The organism is Anabaena sp. FACHB-595 (genome assembly GCF_048568275.1).
Classification (GTDB): domain Bacteria; phylum Cyanobacteriota; class Cyanobacteriia; order Cyanobacteriales; family Nostocaceae; genus Trichormus.
On the sequence record NZ_CP183473.1, the window covers coordinates 3,105,337 to 3,131,907 of the forward strand.

25 protein-coding genes and 2 pseudogenes are annotated in these 26,571 nt (G+C 40.1%); 10 read left to right on the forward strand and 17 right to left on the reverse strand.

Translation table 11 applies throughout. The annotated features are described in order from the left end of the window. Window position 1: 1 nt before the first annotated feature. Complete coding sequence (locus ACN222_RS12975; RefSeq protein ID WP_231865542.1) at window positions 2–1,078, forward strand: iron-siderophore ABC transporter substrate-binding protein; 1,077 nt, start codon at window positions 2–4, stop codon at window positions 1,076–1,078. Window positions 1,079–1,323: 245 nt separating this feature from the next. Here the strand turns inward: ACN222_RS12975 and ACN222_RS12980 are convergent, their stop codons facing one another. Further along, window positions 1,324–2,178 carry an SDR family oxidoreductase gene (locus ACN222_RS12980; protein ID WP_010996754.1) on the reverse strand — a complete coding sequence of 285 codons (855 nt, stop codon included), beginning with the start codon at window positions 2,176–2,178 and terminating at the stop codon, window positions 1,324–1,326. Window positions 2,179–2,267: 89 nt separating this feature from the next. On the opposite strand from ACN222_RS12980, the gene ACN222_RS12985 reads away from it, so the two are divergent. Both ACN222_RS12985 and ACN222_RS12990 read left to right on the forward strand, forming a co-directional pair. Further along, window positions 2,268–2,663: a winged helix-turn-helix transcriptional regulator gene (locus ACN222_RS12985; RefSeq protein ID WP_010996755.1), complete on the forward strand. Its 396-nt coding sequence runs from the start codon at window positions 2,268–2,270 to the stop codon at window positions 2,661–2,663. 521 nt (window positions 2,664–3,184) lie between these two features. Further along, window positions 3,185–3,373, forward strand: a complete 189-nt coding sequence (locus ACN222_RS12990; protein WP_010996756.1) for a hypothetical protein — start codon at window positions 3,185–3,187, stop codon at window positions 3,371–3,373. Between the two features lie 165 nt (window positions 3,374–3,538). Here the strand turns inward: ACN222_RS12990 and ACN222_RS12995 are convergent, their stop codons facing one another. After that, window positions 3,539–3,727, reverse strand: coding sequence for a hypothetical protein (locus ACN222_RS12995; RefSeq protein ID WP_010996757.1), 189 nt, complete (start codon window positions 3,725–3,727; stop codon window positions 3,539–3,541). A 108-nt stretch (window positions 3,728–3,835) separates the two neighbouring features. Beyond that, on the reverse strand, window positions 3,836–3,994 hold the full coding sequence (locus ACN222_RS13000) for a hypothetical protein (RefSeq protein WP_158303713.1): 159 nt from the start codon (window positions 3,992–3,994) through the stop codon (window positions 3,836–3,838). Between the two features lie 282 nt (window positions 3,995–4,276). Between ACN222_RS13000 and ACN222_RS13005 the strand changes: the two genes are divergently transcribed. Together ACN222_RS13005 and ACN222_RS13010 are read left to right on the forward strand one after the other, a co-directional pair. Further along, a complete protein-coding gene (locus tag ACN222_RS13005; RefSeq protein WP_010996758.1) occupies window positions 4,277–4,468 on the forward strand; it encodes a hypothetical protein in 192 nt (63 codons plus the stop codon). Next, entirely contained in the window at window positions 4,459–4,650 is a 192-nt protein-coding gene (locus ACN222_RS13010) for a hypothetical protein (protein ID WP_049942439.1), read from the forward strand. The genes ACN222_RS13005 and ACN222_RS13010 overlap by 10 nt, the downstream gene beginning before the upstream one ends. On the opposite strand, the gene ACN222_RS13015 is transcribed toward ACN222_RS13010, so the two are convergent. Continuing rightward, a complete protein-coding gene (locus ACN222_RS13015; RefSeq protein ID WP_313949414.1) occupies window positions 4,643–5,353 on the reverse strand; it encodes an ABC transporter ATP-binding protein in 711 nt (236 codons plus the stop codon). The two genes, ACN222_RS13010 and ACN222_RS13015, sit on opposite strands and share 8 nt — an antisense overlap. 152 nt (window positions 5,354–5,505) lie before the next feature. Between ACN222_RS13015 and ACN222_RS13020 the strand changes: the two are divergent. Next, a pseudogene (locus ACN222_RS13020) lies at window positions 5,506–6,116 on the forward strand (Rpn family recombination-promoting nuclease/putative transposase). Beyond that, window positions 6,085–6,351 carry a hypothetical protein gene (locus ACN222_RS13025; RefSeq protein WP_237087488.1) on the forward strand — a complete coding sequence of 89 codons (267 nt, stop codon included), beginning with the start codon at window positions 6,085–6,087 and terminating at the stop codon, window positions 6,349–6,351. The pseudogene ACN222_RS13020 and the gene ACN222_RS13025 overlap by 32 nt, the downstream one beginning before the upstream one ends. Here the strand turns inward: ACN222_RS13025 and ACN222_RS13030 are convergent, their stop codons facing one another. The 5 genes and pseudogenes from ACN222_RS13030 to ACN222_RS13050 all read right to left on the reverse strand — a co-directional run bounded on the left by ACN222_RS13030 (window position 6,352) and on the right by ACN222_RS13050 (window position 13,241). Continuing rightward, complete coding sequence (locus ACN222_RS13030; RefSeq protein WP_010996764.1) at window positions 6,352–7,353, reverse strand: sucrase ferredoxin; 1,002 nt, start codon at window positions 7,351–7,353, stop codon at window positions 6,352–6,354. 2 nt (window positions 7,354–7,355) lie between these two features. Continuing rightward, entirely contained in the window at window positions 7,356–8,270 is a 915-nt protein-coding gene (locus ACN222_RS13035) for an iron-siderophore ABC transporter substrate-binding protein (RefSeq protein WP_158303714.1), read from the reverse strand. 86 nt (window positions 8,271–8,356) lie between these two features. Continuing rightward, window positions 8,357–10,930, reverse strand: coding sequence for a TonB-dependent receptor (locus ACN222_RS13040; RefSeq protein ID WP_010996766.1), 2,574 nt, complete (start codon window positions 10,928–10,930; stop codon window positions 8,357–8,359). 334 nt (window positions 10,931–11,264) lie between these two features. Next, a pseudogene (locus ACN222_RS13045) lies at window positions 11,265–12,203 on the reverse strand (hypothetical protein). A 57-nt stretch (window positions 12,204–12,260) separates the two neighbouring features. Then, window positions 12,261–13,241, reverse strand: coding sequence for an AraC family transcriptional regulator (locus ACN222_RS13050; RefSeq protein WP_010996769.1), 981 nt, complete (start codon window positions 13,239–13,241; stop codon window positions 12,261–12,263). A 152-nt stretch (window positions 13,242–13,393) separates the two neighbouring features. On the opposite strand from ACN222_RS13050, the gene ACN222_RS13055 reads away from it, so the two are divergent. From ACN222_RS13055 to ACN222_RS13065, 3 genes are all read left to right on the forward strand, one after another. Beyond that, complete coding sequence (locus ACN222_RS13055) at window positions 13,394–13,990, forward strand: helix-turn-helix domain-containing protein (protein ID WP_049942441.1); 597 nt, start codon at window positions 13,394–13,396, stop codon at window positions 13,988–13,990. 4 nt (window positions 13,991–13,994) lie between these two features. Continuing rightward, a complete protein-coding gene (locus ACN222_RS13060; protein ID WP_010996771.1) occupies window positions 13,995–14,786 on the forward strand; it encodes a CPBP family intramembrane glutamic endopeptidase in 792 nt (263 codons plus the stop codon). Window positions 14,787–15,112: 326 nt separating this feature from the next. After that, window positions 15,113–15,544, forward strand: coding sequence for an EamA family transporter (locus tag ACN222_RS13065; RefSeq protein WP_010996772.1), 432 nt, complete (start codon window positions 15,113–15,115; stop codon window positions 15,542–15,544). A 117-nt stretch (window positions 15,545–15,661) separates the two neighbouring features. On the opposite strand, the gene ACN222_RS13070 is transcribed toward ACN222_RS13065, so the two are convergent. The 8 genes from ACN222_RS13070 to ACN222_RS13105 all read right to left on the reverse strand — a co-directional run bounded on the left by ACN222_RS13070 (window position 15,662) and on the right by ACN222_RS13105 (window position 26,473). Further along, window positions 15,662–16,660 (reverse strand): sucrase ferredoxin, encoded by a 999-nt coding sequence (locus tag ACN222_RS13070; RefSeq protein WP_010996773.1) that lies wholly within the window; start codon window positions 16,658–16,660, stop codon window positions 15,662–15,664. Window positions 16,661–16,668: 8 nt separating this feature from the next. Next, window positions 16,669–17,580 (reverse strand): iron-siderophore ABC transporter substrate-binding protein, encoded by a 912-nt coding sequence (locus ACN222_RS13075; RefSeq protein WP_199315699.1) that lies wholly within the window; start codon window positions 17,578–17,580, stop codon window positions 16,669–16,671. A 116-nt stretch (window positions 17,581–17,696) separates the two neighbouring features. Then, window positions 17,697–18,971, reverse strand: a complete 1,275-nt coding sequence (locus tag ACN222_RS13080) for a TonB-dependent receptor (RefSeq protein ID WP_084789097.1) — start codon at window positions 18,969–18,971, stop codon at window positions 17,697–17,699. After that, the gene (locus ACN222_RS13085; RefSeq protein WP_010996776.1) at window positions 18,967–20,577 is read right to left on the reverse strand and encodes a TonB-dependent receptor plug domain-containing protein; all 1,611 of its coding nucleotides are present in this window, start codon (window positions 20,575–20,577) and stop codon (window positions 18,967–18,969) included. Before ACN222_RS13085 ends, ACN222_RS13080 begins: the two co-directional genes overlap by 5 nt. A 206-nt stretch (window positions 20,578–20,783) precedes the next feature. Next, a complete protein-coding gene (locus ACN222_RS13090) occupies window positions 20,784–21,506 on the reverse strand; it encodes a helix-turn-helix transcriptional regulator (RefSeq protein WP_231865545.1) in 723 nt (240 codons plus the stop codon). Between the two features lie 123 nt (window positions 21,507–21,629). Next, a complete protein-coding gene (locus ACN222_RS13095) occupies window positions 21,630–23,453 on the reverse strand; it encodes an ATP-binding cassette domain-containing protein (RefSeq protein WP_096637146.1) in 1,824 nt (607 codons plus the stop codon). Between the two features lie 125 nt (window positions 23,454–23,578). Then, on the reverse strand, window positions 23,579–25,339 hold the full coding sequence (locus ACN222_RS13100; RefSeq protein WP_010996779.1) for an ABC transporter ATP-binding protein: 1,761 nt from the start codon (window positions 25,337–25,339) through the stop codon (window positions 23,579–23,581). A 285-nt stretch (window positions 25,340–25,624) separates the two neighbouring features. After that, entirely contained in the window at window positions 25,625–26,473 is an 849-nt protein-coding gene (locus ACN222_RS13105; protein ID WP_010996780.1) for a DUF4351 domain-containing protein, read from the reverse strand. Between the last annotated feature and the right edge of the window lie 98 nt (window positions 26,474–26,571).

Sequence of the window (26,571 nt, forward strand, 5' to 3'; positions counted from 1 at the left end):
CATGTTCTGGAAAACTTGCTGCAATGCGATGCTTTTGGTGGGTGTTGCTATCGCTTTCCTGCATAAATATATTGTCTTGGTTGTACTCACGTCCATCTTGATCACAGCTTGTCAAGGTGATATTATCGACAACCCCAATTTAGAAAGTAATGTACCACAGTCTACTGATTGTCGAGTGGTTGAACACGCAGTAGGAAAAACCAAGATTTGCGGTAAACCTAAAAAAATCGCAGTTCTCGAACCTAAGATGCTGAGTCTGATGTTAGCCTTGGATGTACAACCTGCTGCTTACGCGGATGCTTATTTAGTGAATGCGCCTCAATTCGATAACCCTAGCCAACAAATTCCCTACCTGGGTAAGTATGTCACAAGTCAGCCGATTAATTTAGGCGATCGCTCTAGTCCTTCCCTAGAAGCTTTGACTCTACTCAAACCCGATTTGATTTTAGGCTTAAATTATCAGGACAATCAGTTATTTAGTGCGATCGCTCCAACCGTATTCATAGATAATGAGCAAAATTGGCAGGAAAGCATTAAAATTGTTGCCAAAGCCCTTGATAGCCAGAAAAATATACCATCAATTATTACCTCACAACAGCAACAGTTAGCTAAAGTCCGCGCTCAATTAGAATCTCTCGTCAGTACCCATCCGCGAGTCCTAAATATTGTTTGCAGTCAATTAATGGACTATATAGAGGTTACATACAACGGAAATACAATTGAAATTCTCGAAAAAATTGGATTTCAACCTGTATTTTTGCCAGATATAGAACGAAAACCAGGGTTACGTCCACAAATTACCCTGGAAACCCTCGCTCAACTCGATGCAGATATTGTAATTGTTAATACTTGGGTAGATAACTGGAATGGTAAATCTACTTATACCGTTCCCCTCAAAGAACTCAAGCAAAAATGGGCTAAAAATCCCCTCTTGCACAATTCACAAGCTTGGAAAGAAGGACGGGTTTATTTTGTGGACTACACCCTCTGGGGTAATGTAATTGGCGCACCTATTGCTAATGCTCTGATATTAGAACAACTACCATCACTTTTGCTATCCAACACCTTGAAACCATAGACATAGCTGGAAAATGCTGAGTGCTGAGTAAAAATCATCTGTAGCTGGTATATTGCTATTGATGAAGATAAAGAAGTAGCCTTTAGTAGTGGACTGACGCGACTAAAATGTTGCATTAGAGTTTGGATAAAATTAACCGCAGATAAACGCAGATGGACGCGGATGAAATTTTGGTTACTGCACTAAATTAGCTATGTCAGTCCATTACTATTGTGCAGTTTGGATAAGTCCTGACCTATCACCTACTACAGCTTCAGAACTGTTTGAATAGACTCACTCAAAGATGTGGTAGGACGGCTTATCAGTTGACTTAGGGTTTGGCTGGCATCAAACAACCCTCCTTTTGCTGCTCCTGTCTCAGATTCTGCTAACATCACAGCAATAGACTCAGGTAAGCCTGCATTTTTTAATACATGAATATACTCATCTTCAGACAAATTCTGATAAATGACCTGCTTTCCAGACAGCTTACTAATTTCGGTGGCAAATTCGCTCAATGTATAGGCTACATCACCAGCTAATTCATAGACTTTACCCGCTTGGTCATGGGCTAATAAAACGGTGGCTGCGGCTGCGGCATAATCAGCACGGGCGGCGGAGGCTATTTTGCCTTCTCCGGCACAGCCCATGACTGCACCATATTCCAAAGCTACGGGAATACCAGTCATATAATTTTCGTTATACCAACTATTACGTAATATCACATAAGGCACACCAGATTCTTTCAGGACAGTTTCAGTTTGTTGATGTTCTGCTGCTAGAGGCAGGGGACTGCTATCTGCGTGTAAGAGACTCGTATAAGCCAGTAATTTGACTCCAGCTTGTTTACAGGCGTTGATGACATTTTTATGCTGAGGTACGCGACTGCCAATTTCACTGGAGGAGATGAGCAATACTTTTTCTGCACCAGCGAAGGCAATATCTAATGTGTGGGGTTGGGTATAATCAATCTGCCGTACCTGCACGCCTAAACTGGCAAAATCTGATACTTTTTCTGGATTCCGAACCGCAGCTACTAGTTTATTGGCAGGAACGGATTTTAATAGTTCTTGCAATACTAATCTGCCTAACTGACCCGATGCAGCAGTGATGACAATCATATTTTTTAGTTGGTTAATTTTTTGATGTCGATAAACCTAATATAATTGCTTTACTAACTTTTGGTAAGTACTAACAAAAAAGTAAGTATATGAGTAATAACAATAATGATTCAAATACTCTGACACAACGCTTTGAAATGGGCGATCTTTTCGCCCAGCCATGTCCTTCACGAGACATCCTGAAACACGTTTGCAGTCGATGGGGCGTACTGATTCTGATTGCGCTGCGCCAAGGAACTCACAGATTTAGCGAGTTGAGACGAAAAATAGGGGGAGTTAGTGAGAAAATGCTGGCTCAGAGTCTACAATCACTGACGGAAGATGGTTTTGTTTTGCGTGTATCTCACCATGTAGTTCCACCTTTTGTTGAGTACAGCCTGACTCCGATGGGAGAAGAAGTCGCTGATCGCATCGCCGCTTTAGCAGACTGGATTGAACTCAATACGCCAAGGGTTTTGGATGCAAGGAAGAAGGTGGAGAGATAGCTAATTAAGTGACCCAATCGGGACTTTAGCAACAGAGGCGATCGCGTTGGTTGTGGTGGCTGCATATTAGAATTAAAGTCATTACCACGAACAGATTTCATTGCAAAAATCAATAAAATTGGAAACCATTTTTCCGCGATTTCCAAGCCATAAAACCTGCGGTAAACAGCAGCGATAACCCTGAAATTGTAGATTCTGGGTGTACCTGAGATTTGGTCTTATGATTCTGGAGAAATCAAAATTTATCAGTTGCAGGGTGAGGGATACCTTGAAAGAGAAACAATTTTAGTGTTTCCTCATCTGAATATTCAAGCAATTCCATCACTAATTGAAAGATATCGCATGGCAGGAAGACGGGTTTTTCTCCAAGCAATCAGGGAATGGGTGAGAGAACAGATAATGCCACACAAAAACTAAGCTCTTGTTGAGAAATGTACTAAGGCTAAGAAACTATGTAAAGCTATAGGCAACAGAGCAAAATATTCTGAACTTTGTTAGTTTTTACTTATCTAGGTATAAATGTGCCTTCAATTACTTACAATCGCACTGACAGCCAGCAGCCACAAAATGTTATTATCGATGGTTATGTGATTCGTCCAGGATTACACATTCTCAGCTACGAGCAGCTTAGGTTAGTCCGCGAACAAATACAGCACAATTCTCAGCTTGAGTATTTTGTTAGTCAAGGTGTCATTAAATTGATTGGCTAATCATCTTGTGACATTTTCTAGGGATATTTAAGGCTATAGTGGCAATTCATTTTTCACCAGCCAAGCTTTTTCTTTTAGGTGCATATGCCAGATTAAAAGCACCTAAAGAAAATATTTTTGTGTCAAAAACAGATTATTTCGTATGCAGAGACTCTTGTATAAAAATCACTCTTGAATAATCAGAATTTTTTGTTTAACATAATGCTGAAGTAATCGATCATTTTTAATAAAATGCCGCATTTCAGTTAGTTGCTCACTACTAATCTCAGTTATTCCAGGTACAAAAGATATTCCTAAAATAAGTATGTTAGGAGGAAGGTATTTTCCTGTTTGTTTATACTCAACTGTCGCCACACATTCACCTTTTAAGATTTTCTATCAAGCATTACTTGAAACAATCAGCCGCCATATACCATATAATTCATCCTTAAGAAGGATACGAATTAGATAGTCTTGTGATCATCAAATATATAGATTTATATTCAATAATATACTAATATTAGTGAATCGCCCTTGGTCAAATGCCAGTAGTGCGGCTTCGGCTGCAAGTGTCTCTAATTCCGCGCCTGAGAATTGTGTAGTATTGCCGGCGATCGCCCATTTGCTGCCGTAATCCTGCAATCCTTTGATTATAGGCGAATGGCACTAAGAAAACATGAAACTCTTGCTATGAATGGGTGTAGGGGTGATGAGAAGAACAGTATTTATGAGGTATCTTGATTTAATTATTTAGATGTTTACCTTACCCCTCTACACCCTTACACCCTGAAAGGCTTATACCTTAAAGATTTGCGCTTATCTTAGTGCCATTCGATTATAGGCATTGACGATTTTTTCAGCTTCAGATGTCAAATAACTCCGCCGGAAGCATTGAGGGCTACTAATCAGCCCCAGCCAAGTATTATGGATGCTATAGCGGGGATGTTTTACGGTGGCATTACGGAAGAAATTTTGACGCGTTGGGGGTTGATGTCGCTCCTAGTTTGGTTAGGTTGGAAGTTATGCAAGCAAGGCTTAGGACTGCCTAGTCATGTAGTCTATCAGAGTGCGATCGTTTTAGCAGCAGTTGTTTTGGGCTGTTGCATTTGCCGCTAATCTCTAACCTGGCACCGATTACAGGTTGGGTCATCGTTTACGCCATTCTGCTGAATGGTATTGTGGGTACTGCTTGTGGATGGCTGTTTTGGCAATATTCTCTTGAAGCAGCAATGATAGCCCATGCCAACTTTCATGTTTATGTCTTTGCCCTGAATGCTTTGCTGACAAAATTTATTTAATTTGCCAAAAAAGAATAGTGCTGGCAAAACGGGCTTGATGATATACAGGTAGCCAGCCTTGCAAAATTTTATGGAAGCGTTGCATCACATAGCTTTTAGCACCATTGGCGCGGATGTCTTCCATCCCAACGAGTTGTTCACCTAGAAACCCAAAAAAATCGGCACTAATTTGGCGATAAGTTCTCCAATAGGGAACGGCTATGGAACGCAGACGTATTAAAGTAGATAAGGCTATTAAGGCAAAAAAGGCGATCGCTAAACCTGCACGCCAATCTTCGGCAAATAGCACTACAATTACACCTAACATCAATAGCAAGTTGCCTAAGATGTAAATGCTGAAATTGGAAAAGAATTGCGAAAGAGTGTGAACATCCCCTTCTACTCTCTCTAGTAATTCACCGGGTGTAGTGTATTTATGAAAGGATAAATCTAGTTTTAAACAATGCTCAACCAAGTCAGCCCGTAAGGCGTTAGTGGCTCTCCAAGCGACGTTTTCACCGTAGTAGGTAGCAGTAATGGTGATGAGTTGAGTGATGACAGCTACAGCTATAAATAGTAAGGCGGCTAAAAGTAAGTTTCGCCCAGAACCACCAGCTACGGCTGTATCTATGAAATAACGGAGAATTTGCGGGTTGACTAATTGTAGTCCGATGCTGGCTAAGAGTGCGATAAGCCTGACGGCATAGCTACGCTTACCGCAAATTTGATAACTCTACCCTTTTGGGGTTTAAGATAATCTACAAGTAAATTCCAGTATTGCCGTAGTCCAATTTTCATATTTTCCGCTTAATTATGCCTATTTAATGCGAATATATTTTGATATATTGATTTAGCTATGTAGCTTTTTTTGAATGTGTGAAAACTGATTCAATTCTCTATCGACTGTTCAAAACATTTCCTGGCGTTTTCTTTGAATTGCTCGGTCAATCGCCAGTGGAAGCGGAAGCCTATGAATTTTTATCAGTAGAAGTCAAGTCGCTTCGCTCCAATTCAAAAAAGGTCAGCGAGTGCAAGTAATTTACCTAGATGAGTTGAGAGACTTAACTAATCAATCAATTGGTTTAGGAACTCTCACGTTGGTAGTTGAACCACCAGAACAGGCCAGTGTAAAAGCTCGGAATTTAATTGAGAGGAGTAAACAAGTTCCTGATGAACAAGTCAGGAGAAAATTAGTAGAATTAATAGAGACAATCATTGTTTATAAGTTTCCTCACAAGAATCAAGCGGAGATTCAAGCAATGTTAGGATTAGGCGATTTGAAACAAACCAAGGTTTACCAAGAAGGCTTGGAAGACGGAGAGCGGAAGGGGCGCGTTGAGGGTAAACTTGAGGGTAAACTCGAAGGTAAACTCGAAGGTAAACTCGAAGCAGTACCTCGGTTATTGAAATTGGGGTTAACTTTGGAACAGGTAGCAGAAGCACTAGAATTAGACGTTGCAGAAGTTAGAAAAGCTGCGCGACCGTAAACTGAGCAACAAAAGTAGTAATTATCAGATTCAGGCAATGTTAGGATTAGGTGATTTGAAACAAACAAAGGTTTACCGAGAAGGCTTGGAAGACGGAAAGCGTAAGGGGCGCGTTGAGGGCAAACTTGAGGCAATACCTCGATTATTGAAATTGGGGTTAACTTTGGAACAGGTAGCAGAAGCACTAGAATTAGACATTACAGAAGTTAGAAAAGCTGCGCGTGTCCAATTTTGATCATGCCAATTTCACTAGACTACTAACTTGATACTGCTTGACTTCCTCTAAAGTTGGGTTTGCTCCTGATTTCCAGGCTGTCATAACTGAACCTTTTACTTCGACCCTGGCTTGATATGCACCGCTAATATTGCCATCAACTGTGGTGTAATCAATGCGAATATCAGCCCATTCTTGGTTAATTTCATCACTGGCTAAAACTTGACCGGCTTTATGATATTCCAGCCATTTCCAACCTTCAAGCATCCAAATTTCTCGTTCGGCAATTTGTTCAAAGAAGGATAAACCACCCCAGCCTCGATAGTAGGGATATAGTTCTTTAACTGAACCATTACGTCGGACTAATAAATCTAAAATTTCTGGTTTTAAATGACCCCAATATTGTCCTTGGGGTAAGTCAACTAAGGTAGGTGCAAATTCGTGTCCACCAAAATGACTACATCGCCAAAAACGTAAGTTATTATTATTTGCACTCGCGTATTCAGAACGCAATTTTTGATAAAGCGGATAACCAAATCTGCTACAAGCTGCATCAACATTGCCGTGGTTGCAAACGAGTATTTCTCGAATGTGGTTTGTTGGTTGGCGATATTGGTTAAGGTTTGGTAATTCTTCTGGATTTTTGAGTAAAGCTAATGCCAAAGAACCAAGTAAAGCATCAGGTACGATAAATTCATGTTTCTCAAATTGAGCAAAAAATTTGGCGGGTCGGCGATAGTAGAATACACGAGTATAACTTGGATGGGAATACTCTCGGTCTGGTGCGATCGCTAGTGGTCGAATTGACCCACCATTTCCCCAAATACATTGTAACGGGTCTAATACATCCTGTGGTATGGAGTTAGGGTTTATCCAAATGTTATCTGGCCAAGGTTGTGCAGCTTCAATAATGAAGTATTGTTCAGCATTGTTCGCTGAACCAATGGGGTCTTCACCGTTAGCTTGGGAAATCTCGGAACAAAAACGGCAATTATTTTGAGTTTTGTTGGTTGAAATATTCATGATTACTTCACTAAATATTTAAACAAGTCATCCAAAACGAGATTGGCAGCAATGTAGCCGCTTCCACCCCAGTAACTATTTTCAACTTTATACACTTTTCCAGCCTGTACAGCCTTCAGTTGTTTCCATAGAGGATGATTAAGAACTTGCTGATAAAGTTGTGCTTCGGGATCTCGTGCCGTTAAAAAAATGATGTCGCCATCAGCATCCCCAATACTTTCAAGGGAGATATCCATTCCCTCTTCCTGGGAAGGTGGGCGAGGTAAGCCGATATCTTCGATAATGGTGCTACTCAGGCTAACAGTCTTGGTTTTCCCATATAGGCGGATTCTATCGGGATAAATTTCGATAATTGAGATGACAGTATTTGGGAGGCGATCGCCCATTTGCTGCTGTAATTCTGCAATCCTTTGATTGTAAGCATTGACGGTTTCTTCAGCTTCAGATGTTTTCCCAAAGGCTTGAGCAAATAGTTGAAAGCATTCTTTCCAGCGAATACTCTGACCATCCCACCACTTTGCAATCACAGTAGGAGCCATTTGTGAGAGCCGGTCATACAATTCCTGCTGTTCTCCATAATCATCTGTAGCTAAAATTAAATCTGGTTTGATAGTGAGAATTTTCTCTAAACTTAGTTGTCGTGAATCTAAACCAACACTGTCAGAACTTTCAAACCGTTCTCTCAAGTAATCAGCCTGTTGTGCGTAATTAGTTGTACCTATGGGCTTGAAGTCTAGTATTAAAGCAGCCTCCAAAGCTGGTTCACTTGCAGCAATAATTCGCTGTGGGATATTAGGAACACAGGTTTCACCCGTAAGATGTTTGACTATTCTGCACTGTGAAGGCAATAACTCAGCAGAGTTAGTTAACTTTTGTGAGACATTATTAGTACAAGCAGAAAACAGCACAACTGCCATAAGTGTTAACCCAAAGAACCCCAGCCCACGACGAATTTTATACATTTTAAAAAGTTGATTTAGTTCTACTCGAAGTGCAGGACAATCTAAAACTCAACGGACACCGTTCCTCTTACCGTGAACGGCTCACCAGGGTTAATGCGATTCCGGCGCTGGCCACTATCTTCGATATAATCGACATTGAAAAGGTTGTTAATATTAATACCAGCCCGCCAGTTATTTCGTCGATAAAATATACTGGCATCAGTACGCACGTAGCTAGGCAGTTGAAAAGAGTTATTCAAATCACCTTGGCGTTCACCCACATAAAATAAACCCAAGCCAAATCCTAAGCCTTGGAAATCACCTGTTTGAATTTCATAAGTTGACCACAAACTGGCTGAATTAAACGGTACACCATCAAGTAAATTACCCGGCTGTAGGTTGTCATCTTTGGTAACTCTGGCATCAGTGTAAGCATAGGAAGCAATCAAATTCCATCCCGGCAAAATTTGCCCTGTGACATCCAACTCCACACCCCGGCTTCTTTGCTCTCCTGATGGAATGGAGAAATTTGGATTATCTGGATCAGTAACCGCAAGATTACTCCTGGTGATTTCATAAGCAGCCAAATTTGTAATCAAGCTACCATTGAGAAACTCACCTCTGACACCAACTTCATACTGTGTACCGCGCACTGGTTCAAGGAGCGAACCATCTGCACGATTTCCAAAGTTAGGTTGAAATGATCTACTGAAGCTGGTATATAAAGAAATTGGCTCAATCGGTTGATAGACGATACCCACTCGCGGACTAAAGGCTTGATCTTGCCGTTCATCAGAAGCAGAGCTTTGATCGATATTGTCAAAGCGTCCACCTACTAGCAGTTTTAAGTTTTCAGCTAGGGTAATTTGATTTTGCACAAACACGCCAATGGAATCTGTTTGAGATCCAAAAGGGAATACATCTGCAAATTCATCTCTGCTAGGTCGGGTAGCAATTCCATAAACAGGATTAAAGATATTAATGCTAGGAGCGGGTTCAAAAAGAGATACTCCTCCGTCATTTACCCAAGATAAATCAACGCCAAATAGCAGGGTGTGCTGGATTGATCCCGTAGCAAAATTTCCCACTAGATCGGTTTGCAATTCATAATTTCTTACAGTAAATTCACCCAGAGAAAATTCTCTACGTAGCTCCCCAGTAGTTTCGTTGAGCCTGCCAGGTTCGAGCCGATTATTGGTTTGGTCAGAGGAAGAGTATCGAAACTGATTCCGGAGTTTCCAGTCATCATTGAAACGATGCTCTAATCGATATCCTGCTAAAAAATTTGTTCTTTCACTGAAGTCGTCTGGTTCACCCAAAACTCGGTCAAAGGGAATATCAGCAATACCTGTACCAAAAGCAACTAATCCCCGATCATATGGACGCTTATCGTTTGAGTATTCTAATTCAAGTCTGAGGTCAGTGCGATCGCCAATCTTCCAAGTAACTACAGGTGAAATGAAAAATCTCTCAACTTCTGTATCAAAATTCCGAAAGTTTCCGCCTCTCTCATAAGCTGCATTCAAGCGATAAAGCAGTGTTCGTTCTGGGTTTAAGGGGCCTGATAAATCAAGGGTTGGTCGCACTAAACCAAAACTTCCAACCTGCAATCCCGCAGCATAAAAAGGCTCTGAAAGGGGTTGTTTGGTAACGAAGTTAATCACACCACCAGGGTCTAAATTACCATAGAGTACAGAAGCCGGTCCTTTGAGGACTTCTATCCGTTCCAAATTTGCCGTTTCTACAATAGAAAAATTGTTTCTATTGTTAAAGCCATCGCGGAGATTCCCTCCAAATTGTGGAAAACCACGAATATTAAATACCTCGGATGTACCGCCAACTTTATTTCCCTGCTGCACACCACTGACACTACGTAGTGCATCTGAGGCTCGAATCACCTGTCTGTCCTCTAGCACCTGTCGGGGAACTGCTTGAATTGATTGGGGAATATCACGTAGGGGTGTGTCCGTTCTTGTCGCAGTTGTGGCATTGGGTACACTGTATCTATCTTGCTGACCAGTTACTACCAATTCAATCGGCTGGTCTGGAGTTGATGGTTGTTCTGTTTGAGTTTCTGGTTCTTCTGGTAATTTTGGAGTCTGTGCAGAAGTAACAACTGGTGTCAAGCCAAAAATCAGACCTTCATCACTATCAAATAACTCCGCCGTAGGTAATCCCGCCTCTCCTATGACTGTGACTCGGATAGTATTAGCATCCAAGTTTGTTACCGTTATCTCAGTAATTCCCTCAATTGGTTTTTCCGAACGGAATATGAACCCATCGCTATTGGGTAAACGCAATTGAGCATTGGCAATATCTGCGATAAAGTTATTATCGGCACTACGATTGGTGATTTGTAACTCTTCTCCTTGATTCGTCTGCAAAATCAACTCCACCCCTTTATCTGTGGGAGTGGCTTTCACTCCTGTCACTTCCACCAGTGTGGGGGAATTAGGTACTTGAGACAGCAATTCAGCTTGATTAACAAGACGTTTACGTAATTCTCTGTGCGTAATATTTTGCAAAACGCCCGATTTTGTCTGAACCACTTCAGCAGAAGCAGAAGGCACAATCAATGTCGATACAATACCTGTTAAGCAAAGACTATACAAAATTTGTTGATTCACCGTACTCACCCTCAAACCACAGTTACATCACATTAACGAGTAGATTAAAACTAGGGTTTTAACCTGCTAGTTAGGAATACTTTTCAATTATTGTGAAAGTATTTTGATGGTTCTGTGGTTACTGAGTCTATCCATAGACAGACTTTCTTTATCCATAGACGGACTATTTTTACTTTCCGTAAGCACTGGGATTTACCATTCACAGCGATACTACGTATCACTGTGAAGCATTTAAGCGAAAAACCAGCCCATCCCTAAAAGTTGGCTGTTCTCCTAACTTCCGCTTTCGTAAAGTATATTATCAATTGTTGGTTGCACTGTCGCTTAACCCAAGCTACATCTATTAATCTGCTTCTGGTAAATTAGAGTTAACAAGCTGTGCAAATTCTTCTATAGAACTAACATTAATTGCTGATATAAATATTTGTTCTAAAAAAGATGTATCATCAATTTGATTAATGTTTGCAACTAAATTTTCGGGAATATCACCAAACCGCACTTGCACAAGTTTGATAATATTTTGTTTCAGAGTTTGTTTTATAGTCCGTTGTTCGATGTTAGTTAAAAGTGGCATTTTTCGTTCCTCTTGATAATTAGCTAATTTTTCCTCAAAACTTAATTGCAGGTCTGGAGATAAAGCCATCATTAAATCAATGACTTTATACAAATCAACAATTTCTTTACGGTTATAACCTCTTTCATAAAGTAATCTAGCTAAGTTCCATTTCCACTGTTCCCTAGCTGACAAATTGCTGTTAGTGGCTTTAGTCCTTAAATGTGCCATTACCACTATAGCAAAAATATTATTACTTTGATCTAACTCCTCCCACTGATAATCTAGAAGCTTAACAATAGAAAAGTTAAAGATTAATTGACTACTGCCTAAACCATATTAGTAAGAACTAGGTCGCCAATTTTTAGTTTCATCTCCCAGTATGGCTAAACTAATAACTGGTTTTTTATATAAATCAAAAGCTCGATAGTTGTAGATAAACATTCTTTGGGAAAATTCTTTATCATATTGACTTTGTACTTCTACATGAATTAATATCCACACTTCTTGGTTATCTAACAACCACACTTGAAATAATTTATCAGCATGGCGTGTTTTGCTGTCCGCAGATGCGGTAATCTGTTCTAATTCTTTATCTAGAGAAATGGGGTTTTTAGTCCAATCTATTTGTTGATATATTTCTGGGTAAAAGAAGGCAAGAAATGAATCAAAATAATCTCCTATTACTTCTTTCCAGGTTTCATCATAGTTAGCTGTAATTTCCGTCATTGTGATTAAAATAGTGTCAATAATTGTCTAATATTTGTGCCTTCTGCGTTAGACAGACTATTTTTGTCGGTAAGCACTGGGATTTACCCCAAATTTTTTTCTGAATGCAGCCGCAAAGTGACTTAGATGAGAATAGCCTACAGCATGGGCAACTTGGGCAACAGTCAATTTTTGTTCTGTCAACATTTGTTTAGCTTGTTCCATGCGATGATCATGCAGGTAGCCAAAAACTGTAGTCCCAAATATCTGCCGAAAACCCTGCTTCAGTTTTCGTTCATTCACCGTGATTCGACGTGATAGTTCTAGCAATGTTGGTGGATGATGTAAGTTAGTAATGAGAATATCTCTGGCATAGTAAATACGTTCTATATCATCTGGGGCAAGTTTGACTGTAGATTGGTTAATCTGACGATAATCTAGTTCTTGTGCCAGCCACAAAGCCACAAGTTCCAGTGCTTTACTTTGTAGATAAACCTCTCGGATAAAATCTCGGTAGGGACAATTGAGAATTTGGTATAGCACCGACTGCATTACAGGTGTAGTGGTTCGCAGTTCGTAGTAAGGTGCATTTTTAACCCCGAAAAGCGGAAGTTGCTGGTGTGGAGATAAGTATTGTGAGTGTTGCTGAATCAACATAGCCCACATTTCCGGCGTGAGGTTAATATCAACTTTCAGGTGTCGTTGATTACCCGCCCACTCTGTTACATCTCCGCGACCGACATCCGACAAACACAAGAAGTTTTGACCACCTTGCATCACCTCACCTGTATACAATTTACGGTTTCCCGATAGCCGAAAACCTATTTCCGGCCATCCCTCGCCGTCTGGTTCTTTCAAGATAATATGGTTGAAGAATACATTATTTTCAATATCTATAGAAATACCATCCGGTAGGAACGTGCGCTGCCAATATCCTTTACCAATAGACTCTGAATATTTCAAAACAATGTCATTTTCAGTTTGATGAGGTTGATTACCGTTGATAGCTGTCTCTTCAAACATTTCATCCATATTTTTGATTGATAAGATACCAGCCATCTCTAGTTACACGCTCTTAAAGGTGATATTTACAACTAGGTTAACAGCTATTAGATAATTTTCTCAAGAGGGATGTCATCGCCCAATACCTGACGGGTTTGATATCAAGACTGTATCTATTACTAAAAAAGTTGATGGTTATTATTTAAATCTTGTTTGACAATATTATCAATAATGATAATATTACTGTTAACGATAACATTTATTTCTCTAAAACTTTGAGTGGTAGCAAAGCAGACCTAATTCTCCATCCTGTCCGATTAAAGATTCTTCAAGCTTTTGTAGGCGATCGCCATCTTTCAGCACGGCAATTGTGCGAAATACTACCCGATATCCCTCAAGCAACGTTGTATCGTCATTTCCAAAAGCTTGTACAGGCAGAACTTCTGACCGTTATAGCAGAACATCCTATACGTGGTACTGTGGAAAAATTTTACAGTCTACAAGAGCAAAACACTGAGCTTTTACCAGAAGAACTAGCCGCCTTAACAGGTGCAGATCATCAACGCCATTTCACAGCCTTTGTCGTTAGCTTGTTGACTGAGTTTGAAGCGTATTTACAACGGGATGAGATTGATATTGTCAAAGATGGAGTTGGCTATCGTCAGATAGCACTGCATTTGAGTGATGAGGAACTGGCTGAGTTAACACAATCTCTCAATCAGGTACTAGTGAAGTTTTTGCACCAAAAACCCTCAAAGCAGAGGAAACGATTTTTGCTATCCAGCATCTTGATTCCAGGAGATTAATCTCATGTTGGTTTTAAAGCAGTTTGCAATTTTATTTACGTTAGGTAGTTGGGGAATTGTACTGCTGATTCCGTCCTTGATGCCCGTAATTCAAAAGCAGTTAGCTACCTTACCAACAGAAATAGCCGCAGAAGTGCCACCTTTATGGATTGTACTGCTATTGCAAGGAATCCAAATCGCAGTTTTATTAGCGATCGCTGTTTTGATTGGTATCTTTTGTACTCCGGTGGTAGGATTGCGATCGCATTTAATTGAATCTTGGGTACTTCATCCATCCAACCCGATATCCTGGATCAATGATGTGAAATGGGGTCTAGGTATTGGTACAGCAGCAACAGTCATCACCCTATCGATTCGCCTATTGCTAGAACCTGTATTACCAGAAGCATTGAGGGCTACTAATCAGCCCCAACCCAGTATTATAGATGCTATAGCGGGGATGTTTTACGGTGGGATTACGGAAGAAATTTTGACGCGTTGGGGGTTAATGTCGCTGCTAGTCTGGTTAGGTTGGAAGTTATGCAAACAAGGCTTAGGATTGCCTACTCATGCAGTCTACCAGGGTGCGATCGTTTTAGCAGCAGTTGTTTTTGGGCTGTTGCATTTGCCGCTAATCTCTAACCTGGCACCGATTACAGGTTGGGTCATCGTTTACGCCATTCTACTCAATGGTATAGTAGGTATTGCTTGTGGATGGCTATTTTGGCAATATTCCCTAGAAAGTGCAATGATAGCCCATGCTATTTTTCATGTCTATGCCTTTGCCCTTAACGTGTTGCTGACGAAATTTATCTAGCTCGCTGGGAATCAAGACTGAAAGAATACTATCAAAAATCGAGTAACTAGAATCAAAAATATCAACTCGTTTAGGCAGTACATCGCCTGTTATGAATCACAGCAACTAAAAAATCCAATCCGCTTCCTCATCAGCTAAAATCTCTTCCAACTTCCCTTGAGCTACGACCCTACCAGTTTTCATCACAATAATCTAGTCAGCGCGTCGTCAAATAGAACGGTGATAAGACACTACAAGACAAGTTGGGGGTTTCTTTATAGCTGTAGTGTGGCATCAGGATTAGTGATATTATTTATCAATAAATACTAAACTTTTAAAGATATTCAATGCTTCTCCATGAAACCAATGCTATATTATTCGCGCTGTTATCAGCATTTTTTGCCGCCTTGACTACCATTTTTGGCAAGATAGGAGTAGAAGCAATTAACCCTAATTTAGCAACCGCAATCCGCACAGTTGTAATTTTATTTATGGTTTGGGGTTGGGTTTTTGCCAAAGGACAACTAGATACACTATTGATAATTTCTCCTAAAACTCTATTATTTCTTGTATTTTCTGGGTTATCGACGGGTTTATCTTGGTTATTTTACTTTCGTGCTTTACAGGTAGGAAAAGCTTCTTTAGTCGCACCTTTAGATAAGTCAAGTTTGGTGTTAGTAATTATTTTTTCAGCACTTTTTCTCAAGGAATCACTGACACCACAAATAATGATAGGAACTGGTTTAATTTTAGCCGGTACACTGGTTTTGATTCGTTGATATTGTAGTGAACCGGAAAAAGAAAATGCGGAGCAAATTAATTTTTTACACTGCTTAAATTATTCTACTGCCATTAGATAGATAACAAGAAATTTTGTAAGTATTCATGTCCATTTTTCATAATGCCAATTTCACTAAATTACGGACACGATACTGCTTGACTTCCTCTAAAGTTGGATTTGCTCCTGATTTCCAAGCTGTCATAACTGAGCCTTTCACCTCCACCCTCGCTTGATATGCACTGCTAATATTGCCATCAACTGTAGTGAAATCAATACGAACATCAGCCCATTCTTGATTAATTTCATCACTGGCTAAAACTTGACCGGCTTTGTGATATTCCAGCCATTTCCAACCTTCAAGCATCCAAATTTCTCGTTCGGCAATTTGTTCAAAGAAAGATAAACCACCCCAACCTCGATAGTAGGGATATAGTTCTTTGACTGAACCATTACGTAGGACTAATAAATCTAAAATTTCTGGTTTTAAATGACCCCAATATTGTCCTTGGGGTAAATCAACTAAGGTAGGTGCAAACTCGTGTCCACCAAAATGACTACATCGCCAAAAACGTAAGTTACTGTTAGTTGCAGCAGCGTATTCAGAACGTAATTTTTGATAAATTGGATAACCAAATCTACTACAAGCCGCATCCACATTGCCGTGGTTGCAAACGAGTATTTCTCGAATGTGGTTTGTTTGTTGGCGATATTGGTTAAAGTTTGGTAGTTCTTCTGGGTTTTTGAGTAAAGCTAATGCTAAAGAACCCAGTAAAGCATGAGGTACGATAAATTCTTGTTTCTCAAATTGGGCAAAAAATTTGGCTGGACGGCGATAGTAGATTACACGAGTGTAACCTGGATGGGAGTATTCTTTATCTGGTGCGATCGCCAGCTGTCGAACTGTTCCCCCACCTTCCCAAATAAAGTTTAAAGCCTCTATTACTCCCTGGGGCATGGGATCAGGTTCAATCCAAATTGGAATCGGCCAAGGTTGTGCAGCTTCAATAATTAAATATTGTTCCACAGCGATCGCTGTTCCAATTGGGTCTTCACCGTTAGCTTGAGAAATTTCTGAACAAAAACGGCAATTATTTTGAGTATTATTAATTGACATATTCAAATTTACCTCACTAAATATTTGAACAAATCATCAAGAATTTTATTAACTCCCAAAGGACCACCAGCAAACCAATCACTTTGATTTACTACATATACTTGTTGCTTTTTGACTGCTCGTAAATGGTGCCAAAGAGGATTTTTTAAATCAGGATATAGTTGCTCTTTAGATTCATTAATTACAAACAAAACATCTGCATCATATTTATTGAGATTTTCTATACTTATTTCTAAATATCTTTCTTGCTGATTTTTCTGAATTGATATACGTTTAATACCCGCATCATCTAAAACTTGGTTAAATACGGCATCACGATTTAAGGATTTGATACTTTGTCCAGAAAATCCAATCACAGAAACTTCTATTTTTTGTAGTCTCTCACCCATCCTATCTTGTAAATCCCGAATTCTTTTTTGGTATTGCTGTAATACCAACTTCCCTTGTTCTTCCTCATTTAATACTTGGGCAATATAGCGAAAATTATCCTGAAAAGAAGTAAAACTCCCCCAATCAACTAATACTGTAGGAGCAAAATTACTCAGTTGATTGTAAATATTTTTTTGATATTCACGTCCTATTATTAAGTCAGGTTTGAGCATGAGTATTTTCTCAAGAGAAGGCTGAAAAGCACTACCTACTTGTTGAATACTCTTTACTTCATCTTCAGTTATGCCACGAAATAAAACTCCTTGTTCGGCAGCATAGGTAGCTATACCAATTGGTTTTACACCCAAAGCCAAAACAGGATCGAGGATAGTCGAATCATGTAAAGTGATTATTCGTTGGGGTTTAATGGGAATTTTTGTTTCTCCCCCAGCGTGTTTAACTACTCGTGTAGCTACTGGTTGAGAAATAGGTAAGGTACTATCAAATTGTCGAGGTTTATCATCAGAAATATACTGACAAGCCCAAAGCAAAATGATAGAAACAAAACCCGATAAACATAGAATAATGTAACTTCTAATTTTAATTTTCTTCCTCCTGAAAAAAGTGATAAATTCCCAATCCCCAGTCCCCAATACCCAGTCCCTAATTACCAACTAATGCGGTAATTAACACTAAGGCTGCGACCTCTTTCTAGGTTATATAACAATTCATCCAGTCCGCCACCTGCTTGAGAAAATACAGAGGAGTATTTATTATTAAATAGGTTTTGAATACCTACTTCTAAATTCCCCGCACCAATTTGAAAGCTGCTGATGTAATCAACTACAAGATAATCCCTAATAGTAACAAAATCACTACCCGCTTCAAAACCGCGATTGCGATTACCAACATACAGTAATTGCAATCGATTCCGCCAGCCTGGAGTAGTTTGATTTTCAACATAAGCTGTTAACTTCAATGGCTGAACTTCTAATGTTCGCAAAGCTCTAAAATCACCGTCTTCATTTTGATCATCTTCCCCTTCTGTCCAAGTTAAACTACTCCCAAGTTTCCACTTGTTCGAGGGTTGCCAGTCTAAAGTCGCTTCAATCCCATAGTTTCTTTGCGGAGCGCGAATATATTGAATCGTACCGTCTGGTTGACCCCTGGAAGATAGACCAAGAGCAGAATAATTAAAAAATCCGGCTAGAGTTGCTTGGAAATTATTCCAATTCCCACGGACACCAATTTCGTAATTATCTATTTTTTGCGGCTGGAGAAAACGGACATCTCTGTCAATGGTGAATCCGGGGGGTAAGAAGTTGAGGACGCGGAAAAGTTGCGGTACTGAATAACCTTGAGCAAAGTTAGCAAAAACACTAACTGTAGGCGTAATTTTATAGACGCTGCCCACATTAAACACCGTGTCACTGAAATCTAGTTCGCCGCCTGCAACGCTGGGGCCAACATAGGGATCAAAGTTGTTGTCTAATAACGGTGTGAATTCGTCCACACTAAAGTTAAAGCGTTCGTGACGCACACCACCACTGAGAATTAATTGCTCACTTACGTCCCATTGCGCTTGGGCAAACAATCCTAAGCTACTCAAATCAAAGGCTGGGTAATAAACTTGTTCACCAATTTTACGCAGAATCCGACGGTTATTATTACTAGCATCAAAAGCGACGGGATCAAATATCTCTTGGCGGGTATCCCCTTCTTGTTGTTTCTCGTAATCAGCTCCCCATAATAAAGATACAGATGTAGATAGAGGTGTTTGAATCTGTAACCTTCCCCCAAAAGCTTCTTCTTCAGAACGGAAGCGATTGATGGCATCTGCAAATCGACCCCGGTCATCTCTGCCTACCCCTAACTCTTCGGAACTGCGATAATAGGCTTGGGCCTGCAGTTTGCTACCAAAAACTGCCTCATTAGTATCAATACCTTAGCCAAAATAAGAGGGTAAAAAAATTTTGGCAAAAATGGCAAAATAACCAATACATAAGCCTTGAGCTTACAAGGTAGGTTAGAGACTGAAACCCTTGATACTGCGTTAGTACGCCAAAAAAAGCCTTGCGATAAACCTGGAAGGAATTTTTAGGACTGATTGTTTTTGCCCAGCTTCGGAGAAATGGGAGTTTGTACATCAACTCACCCTCTAAAATTGGCGAAGGTATTGTAGTATAGTTGAGGTTAACAGATGTACTGGTAATTCGAGGTGCATCAGTGCCTTCGTAAACCTGATTTTGTCTTAAGGCACGGGTTGTTTGCAATCCAGGGATTGTACGCGTAATCGGATCAGCGATAAATTTAATTTTACGGGAATTATTGCCATGATTGACGGTAAATTGTAGACGTTGTTGTTCCCCAACATCTATTCCTATCTTGCCCAATATATTTGTAGAGACAGTATCATCTGATGTGGCGTTGTTACTGGGAATCCGCGAACCATCGGCATCAAAGAAACCACCTACACTATTACGTGAGAGGGAAAATACATAATCAAAAATCCCATCTTTACCGGAAAATCCATATTGTAGATAATTGCCGAAGCTGTTTTCTCCCAAGAACGCATCACCAGCCGCCGCCGCACTAATACCAACTTGAGCAGTAGAAGTAAATCCTTCAGCTGGCTTTCTCGTAATAATATTGATGACACCACCAGATGCACCTTGACCAAAGACGGCTGTAGGGCCACGCACCACTTCCACCCGTTCAATCGCATCTGGGGAAATGTACTCTAACTGAGTATTCACAAAGGAATTACCTTGCTGTGGTACACCGTCAATCAAAATTGATACTGGACGACCCCGCAAAGTTTGAGCATTACCAGCGCGGTTGAGGGAGTTTGGCGGACCCAAACCTGGAACTGTCCGGCCTAAGATATCTCCTAAATCATTGGTGATGGTTGATTGTTTCTCAATTTCTTCGCGGGTAATAACTGTTACACTGCGCGGTACGTTGGTAATTGCTTCCTCTGTTCGTGTCGCTGTCACTATCAGTTCAATTGCATCATCAACTTCCGCAGATGGTTGTTGTGTCTGTTGTTCTGTCTGTGGCTGTTGCGTTTCTGGTTGCGGAGGTTGTGGAACAGATGATGCAGCAACTTCTACACCTAAAATTAAACCCTCGTCGCCGTCAAACAACTCTACGTTTGGTAATGTTGTTTCACCTGTAACTGTCACCCTGATAGTATTGGTATCTAAATTGCTGACAACAACATCAGTAATGCCACTAGCAGGATTTTCTTGGCGAAATTCCTGACTTAATTGAGCATTGGGGATTTCCACCACATAGACATTCCCCTGGCTCTTATTTACAGGTTGTAACTGTTCTCCTTGATTGGTCTCTAAAATTATCTCTATCCCTTTGTCAGTTGTTTGTAACTTGACATTGGTAATCTGAATTTGTGCTTGGGAAAGTAATTGTTTAAGACTGGTGACAGGGTTTTCGATTTCGTCTTTTTTCTCTTCTGCGCGCCCAGGTAGATTAATTAACACCAAGGCTAATATCGTCATCAAAACAACTCTTTGCAGTTGACTAGCCATAACTCCACACAACCGAATGCAAAAATTGAGAAATTTTCTAAGTAAATGGTCTTGTAAACTGCAAAAATTGACTCCAATACTTGCTTAATTAAGACAGTATGGAAAGTATCTTCAGTGCAGCATTTAGTAATTACTATCAAGAAGCTTACAGGAAAGTCTGAAGGTGTGAAGTATCGACTGGATGGCTAGACGGAATTTCTTGATGACTAGGCGGAATTTTTCATTGGTTGTTGATGGGTTCGCAAATACACACTAGGATTAACACCATACTGTTTACGAAATGCAGCTGCAAAGTAACTGCGGTCTGCAAAACCAACTGCACGAGCTACTTCTCCTATGCTCATTTCACCTATTGCTAACAGTTGTCCGGCTTTCTCTAATCTCTGGTGATGTAAATAGCCAAAAGCCGTTGTATGAAAAACTTGACGGAAACCTCGTTTGAGGGTGCAGTCATTCAAACCCACCATTCGCGCTAGTTCGATTAAGGAAGGAGGATTGTCTATATTCTGTAACAAAATATCTTTTGCACAGTGAATACGTTCTATGTCATCTGGTTTGAGGTGATAGGCATTTATTTGAGATTGTCCTAGTGCTAACTCTTCTGAAATTAGCAAGGCCATTAACTCTAAAGCTTTACTTTCCAAATATATACGCTTAGTAACACTCTGGTAAGGACATTGTAAAATTTGTTGCAAAGCCATCGTCATCACAGACGTGGTGTTACCGGAACGCACATAATATTTGTTTTCTGGTTTTTCAACTAAATGGGCAAGTTGTGCCGATTTTTGCTCAGTGCGAAGGTCTAGACATGAGCAAAAAAACTCCGGTTCGATATGGAGATTAATCGACAGAGTCCTCTGACTTGCTAACCATTCATAAGATTCTTTTGGTGCAACACCGCTACCACAAATAGCGTACTGTCCAGCCAAAGCAGAGCTAGATTGATTTTTGTGACCACCAGATAGATAAAAGGTAAACTCTACACCGTGTTGGCGTTCTGGAGATTTGAGAATCAGATAATCATGGAGTTGATAGTCAGCAATTGTTAACTCTTAAAAAATCCAATCAGCTTGCTCATCAGCTAAAATATCTTCAAACTTACCTTGTGCTACAACCCTACCTGCTTTCATTACAATAATCTGGTCAGCGCGTCGTAAAACAGAACGGCGATGAGACACCACCAGACAAGTTGGTGTCCAAGGATTTTCCTCAGTTGTATTAGCAAATATCCGCGACCATAATGCCAATTCTGTTTCCACATCCAACGCGCTAGAAAGGTCATCAAATATCAGTAATTCTGGTTGACGTACAAACATCCGCGCCGCCGCTACCCGTTGCATTTGTCCACCAGAAAGCCGCACACCTTTTGTTCCCACTAAAGTTTCTAACTTCTCGTTCATAGCTGCTAAATCTTGCTCAAATACAGCCATTTTTAATGCTGTTTCAATATCAGCATCATCCTTAGACAATCCCAGCAAAATGTTTTCTCGTAAGGAATAGCTGAACAGTTGGGGAATTTGCGGAGTGTAAGCACTGCGAGGTGGGACAAAAAAATTAGCAGGGTCTGCAACTAGATGATTATTCCAATAAATTTCCCCGGCTTGTTTGGGTAATAATCCTAATAATACTCTGAGCAATGTAGTTTTTCCTGCACCGATGCGCCCAGTAATTACAGTCAAACTACCGCGCTGTATTTGTAAGTTAATATCTACAATTCCTTGAGTAGTACCAGGATAAATATAAGTTAAATTTGTTAGTTTTAATGATTGTAGTTGATGACTTGCATTATTTTTTGGTTGTTCTAATCGAGGTAAGTTTTTTCTACTTTTACCCAAGTCTTGTAAATAAAGTTGATTTGGGGCTACCAAAGTCTCTGTTGATGCACCAGAAATTAAAGTAGTCATACGTTCAAAAGCAACTTCCGTTTGCTTATACAATGCCATAAAGCCGCCTACAGAGGCAAAAAAACCTGTGACAAATGATAGATTATAAACAAATAAAGCAAAGTCACCTACTGTTAATTGATTACTGCCACTTTGCATCAAAAAAGAAGCCATCACCAAAATTAAACCTGTACCGAAATTCACCATGTTTTGAAATAGTGAATTGAGAATGGCTTTTAATAGGGTGTCTTTAACCATCGTCTCCCGACGGTTATCATTCAAAGTGCGAAAATAAGAGAGGACATCTTGTTCTGCACCAGCTACTTTAATAGCTTGTACAGAACTAAATATTTCTCCTAAAATGCCTGTCACTTGTTGAGTTGCTTGACGGCTAGATTTGCGATATTGTTTGATGCGGGTTTCTGTTTTTTGGATAATTACTACCATTCCCACTAAGGGGAGGAAAACAAATAGTGTCATGGGGACATTGACACTTAATAATATGACTAAAGAAAGAACAGCAAATATTCCTTCTCCAAATATTTCTGATACCCATGCCACATTATCTTCAATGTGTTCGGTATCATCTCGAAAATAGCTGATTACTTCACCTTGGGATACAGTTTTTTCAGTATCATTATGAGCAGCCTTAATTTGAGCATGAGGATTATTTAAGAGACGTTCTAATAAATTTCTTCTCAGTAATGACCTCATAGTAAAACGATGCTGAGTTTTGGTGATTCGCCCTATCAATATCACCAAAATATGCCCCAAATTCAAAGCGACGAAACCTGCAATAAATGCCCAAGGTGATAGACCAAATTGAGCTTTACCTGTGAGACTATTAAAAAATTCTCGAATAATTAATCCAGGTAGGGCAGGTAAGCCCATAATAAAAATCCAGAAGCAAGTATCAATTAAGTAGAGTTTTGGTTTATAGCAAATTAGTTGCCATAATAATTGCCAACCAGCAAGTTTTTTTGTTGATGACATCATAATATTAGGGATTGGGGATTGGGGATTGGGGATTGGGAAAGGTCTAAAAGTATAGATGATGAGTCAGGAATAAGAAGAAGAGTCTACTTTTAAGACCCAGTACCGAGTACCCAGTCCCTTATTTAAACTAATAAATCTGTTAAACCTGCTTTTAATAACTGAGCAAAACGTGAATTAGGATTGTTTGCTAGTTCTTTTCGTTCACCGTATTCACTTATTTTACCTTTGTCTAAAATTAAGATTTGATTGGCTCTTTCTACGGTTGCTAAACGATGGGCAATAATAATAGCAGTCCGTCCCATCAATAATTTATCTATAGCTTTTTCAATGAGTCTTTCTGTCATTGGGTCAAGACGTGAAGAAGCTTCATCGAGAATTACTAAGCCAGGATTTTTGAGAAATACACGGGTAAAGGCTAATAGCTGCGCTTGTCCTGCTGACAAGCCGCTACTATCTGGCCCTAGAGTTGTATCTAAGCCGTTGGGTAAAGAGTGCAACCATTCTGACAAGCCCAACATTTCTATTGTTTCATGGATGCGATCGCTAGTAATGTCAGGATTAAAAAAAGTCAGGTTATTGCGAACTGTGGTTTGAAAAAGTTGCACATCTTGAGTTACTAATCCGACTTTCCCCGGTAATTCTTGGAGTGGGGTTTGGTCGATAGGTACACCACCCAACCGAATTGAACCTGATTGTGGATCATACAATCTCAAGAGTAATCGCGCCAAAGTAGACTTTCCGCTTCCTGTACGTCCCAGTAAACCCAACACCTGACCCGCAGGTAAATTAAAAGATACATCTTGCAATACCCAATCTTCAGTATCATTTTTCCGGTCATTGTAAGCAAAGGAGATATTCTCGACAGCTATAGACAGCGCACCTGGGGGAAGTAATTTTTCGCCGCTTGTACGTAATTGAGATTGAATTTGTAATAAGTCTGTGATGCGGTAAATACTCGCATCTGCTTGTTGGAGGTCTTCAAATTGGTTGCGAATTTGTTCAATCGGTTCGCTGAGAATATTGGTGTAGTAATACAATAGGTAAACTGTACCGATGGTAATTGTCTGTTGACTCCATAGGTAAGCACCAACGATGAGAGCAATTACACTGCCTAAAGTAAATATACCGTTGGTTGTCACCCAAAGAATTGTATCGGCAAAGCGGGCTTTATGAAAGATGGGTAGCCAGTTACGAATTATTGTATAGAAGCGTTGCATGACATAGTTTTTCGCGCCATTGGCGCGGATGTCTTCCATCCCGGTTAGCTGTTCACCTAAGAAGCCAAAAAACTCTGCACTAAATTGGCGATACCCTCCCCAATGGAAAACTGAAATTCTACGCAACTTAATCAGAGTAGATAAGGCGGTGAGAGCAAACAATAAAATAGCTAAACCGGCTCGCCAATCTTCTATAAACAGGACTACTATCACACCCAACACCATGAGCAAATTACCCAAGATGTGAATAGTAAATTTCGAGAAAAATTCTGATAAATTCTGCACATCGCCGTCTATGCGTTCCACTAGTTCCCCTGGTGTACGGTATTTGTGGAAGGATAAATCTAGTCTCAAACAATGCTCTACTAAATCTGCACGCAAATTATTAGTAGCTGTCCAGGCGACATTTTCACCGTAGAATGTGGCTATAATTGACATTGCTTGGGTGATTAAGGCTACACCAATAAATAGCAAGGCCGCTAAGAGTAATTTTTGGCTATCCCCACCACTAACAGCTGTGTCAATGAAATAACGGAGAATTTGGGGGTTGAGGATTTGTAAGCCGATGCTAACGAGGAGTGCGATCGCAAATTTGACCATCCTACTCTTTTGCGGCTTGAGGTAGTCTACAAGTAAGTGCCAATATTGCTGTAGTCCGATTTTCATAAAGTTTTAGCTATCAGCAAGCCGTATTCTGGAAGCTGATTTGAGAATCACGTAGAGTTTAGGAGAGAATTTTTCTTAGCTAATTTTCGTATTCTACGCCGAATCTGCCTATTTATTGCTAAATATTTTGATTATTTTTCCTACGGGACATCCAAAAATTAAATTACTCGTTTATCAAGCAATTGGGCAAGAATTGATATTAGTTTTTATAGTCTTTTTATCAAATCCTTAAAATAAATAACCAAGCAAACCCGAAGAAATCCTAGTTTGCTTGGGGTTAAGTTTCTACTGATTAGCTAACCATGCCTCTAAATCCAACAAACTGGTAAAGTCCAATAAAGCCTCACCCAGATTTTCCAATTCTGACAAACTCAGAATCTCTACCTGTTCCCGTATCTGTGGGGGTAATTCTCCTAGCTTGCGAGTTAGTAGACGCAAAACCAGACTTCGTTCCCCTTCTTGTCGTCCTTCTTGTCGTCCTCGCTGTTCTCCTCGTTGTTCGCCTTCTTCGAGAATTTCTTGGTAAATTACTGACTCGCGCATCATACCCTCCCGAAATAATCTTTTAATCAAATCCTTCTTAAATTTTAACCCCGCTAAGATTTGGGTATAAGCAGAAATTTCCTGTCGTTGTGTTGTCTCCAATTGGTCAACACGCTGCACAATTTGTTCTAGCAAGAGTTGGGGTTGATTGGTGGCTGTTAATGGTGCTAAGGGTAATAAGGCTGAATCCTGGAGAAATGGTTCGGGGTTTTCTTCCCATATCCGAATTACTCGGTATTCGTGACGGGTGCTTTCCACTGTAAAAGCTGTAGCAATTTCACTATCATCTTTTGGGGGAAGCAATAATACTACCACTTGTGTGATTGGTAAACGATATAAACGATACAACCGCACCCAATAATCGAGCATTCGCAGAGGTAGGGGTGGTGTAGATTCTAATGTGGTTTGAAATTCTAGGTGTAAAATCCTGCCTTGGAGTTGTAAAAAGGTGACGTAATCGGCGCGGATGGGTTCAATACTCAATTCGGTTTTGAGGACTGTGACATCTGTTTGGGGTGCGCCTAATACCCAAGTTGCGAATTTTTGCGGGTGTTTTTCCGATAGCAGTTTGCAGAGATTATCGAAGGACATTGAGAATAGATAGCTATTTCGTTAAGCATTGTGATTATCTCATGGGGAATTAAAAATCTAATAGATGATGGGATGCGATCGCCTGTTTTGCTTGCTCT

What these genes read in the sequence shown, in the direction of transcription:
- ACN222_RS12975 (WP_231865542.1), top strand. Translation starts at nt 2, where the DNA reads ATGTTCTGGAAAACTTGCTGCAATGCGATGCTTTTGGTGGGTGTTGCT.
- ACN222_RS12980 (WP_010996754.1), bottom strand. Translation starts at nt 2,178, where the DNA reads ATGATTGTCATCACTGCTGCATCGGGTCAGTTAGGCAGATTAGTATTG.
- ACN222_RS12985 (WP_010996755.1), top strand. Translation starts at nt 2,268, where the DNA reads ATGAGTAATAACAATAATGATTCAAATACTCTGACACAACGCTTTGAA.
- ACN222_RS13005 (WP_010996758.1), top strand. Translation starts at nt 4,277, where the DNA reads ATGGATGCTATAGCGGGGATGTTTTACGGTGGCATTACGGAAGAAATT.
- ACN222_RS13030 (WP_010996764.1), bottom strand. Translation starts at nt 7,353, where the DNA reads ATGAATATTTCAACCAACAAAACTCAAAATAATTGCCGTTTTTGTTCC.
- ACN222_RS13035 (WP_158303714.1), bottom strand. Translation starts at nt 8,270, where the DNA reads ATGGCAGTTGTGCTGTTTTCTGCTTGTACTAATAATGTCTCACAAAAG.
- ACN222_RS13050 (WP_010996769.1), bottom strand. Translation starts at nt 13,241, where the DNA reads ATGGCTGGTATCTTATCAATCAAAAATATGGATGAAATGTTTGAAGAG.
- ACN222_RS13060 (WP_010996771.1), top strand. Translation starts at nt 13,995, where the DNA reads ATGTTGGTTTTAAAGCAGTTTGCAATTTTATTTACGTTAGGTAGTTGG.
- ACN222_RS13065 (WP_010996772.1), top strand. Translation starts at nt 15,113, where the DNA reads ATGCTTCTCCATGAAACCAATGCTATATTATTCGCGCTGTTATCAGCA.
- ACN222_RS13070 (WP_010996773.1), bottom strand. Translation starts at nt 16,660, where the DNA reads ATGTCAATTAATAATACTCAAAATAATTGCCGTTTTTGTTCAGAAATT.
- ACN222_RS13085 (WP_010996776.1), bottom strand. Translation starts at nt 20,577, where the DNA reads ATGGCTAGTCAACTGCAAAGAGTTGTTTTGATGACGATATTAGCCTTG.
- ACN222_RS13095 (WP_096637146.1), bottom strand. Translation starts at nt 23,453, where the DNA reads ATGTCATCAACAAAAAAACTTGCTGGTTGGCAATTATTATGGCAACTA.
- ACN222_RS13100 (WP_010996779.1), bottom strand. Translation starts at nt 25,339, where the DNA reads ATGAAAATCGGACTACAGCAATATTGGCACTTACTTGTAGACTACCTC.
- ACN222_RS13105 (WP_010996780.1), bottom strand. Translation starts at nt 26,473, where the DNA reads ATGTCCTTCGATAATCTCTGCAAACTGCTATCGGAAAAACACCCGCAA.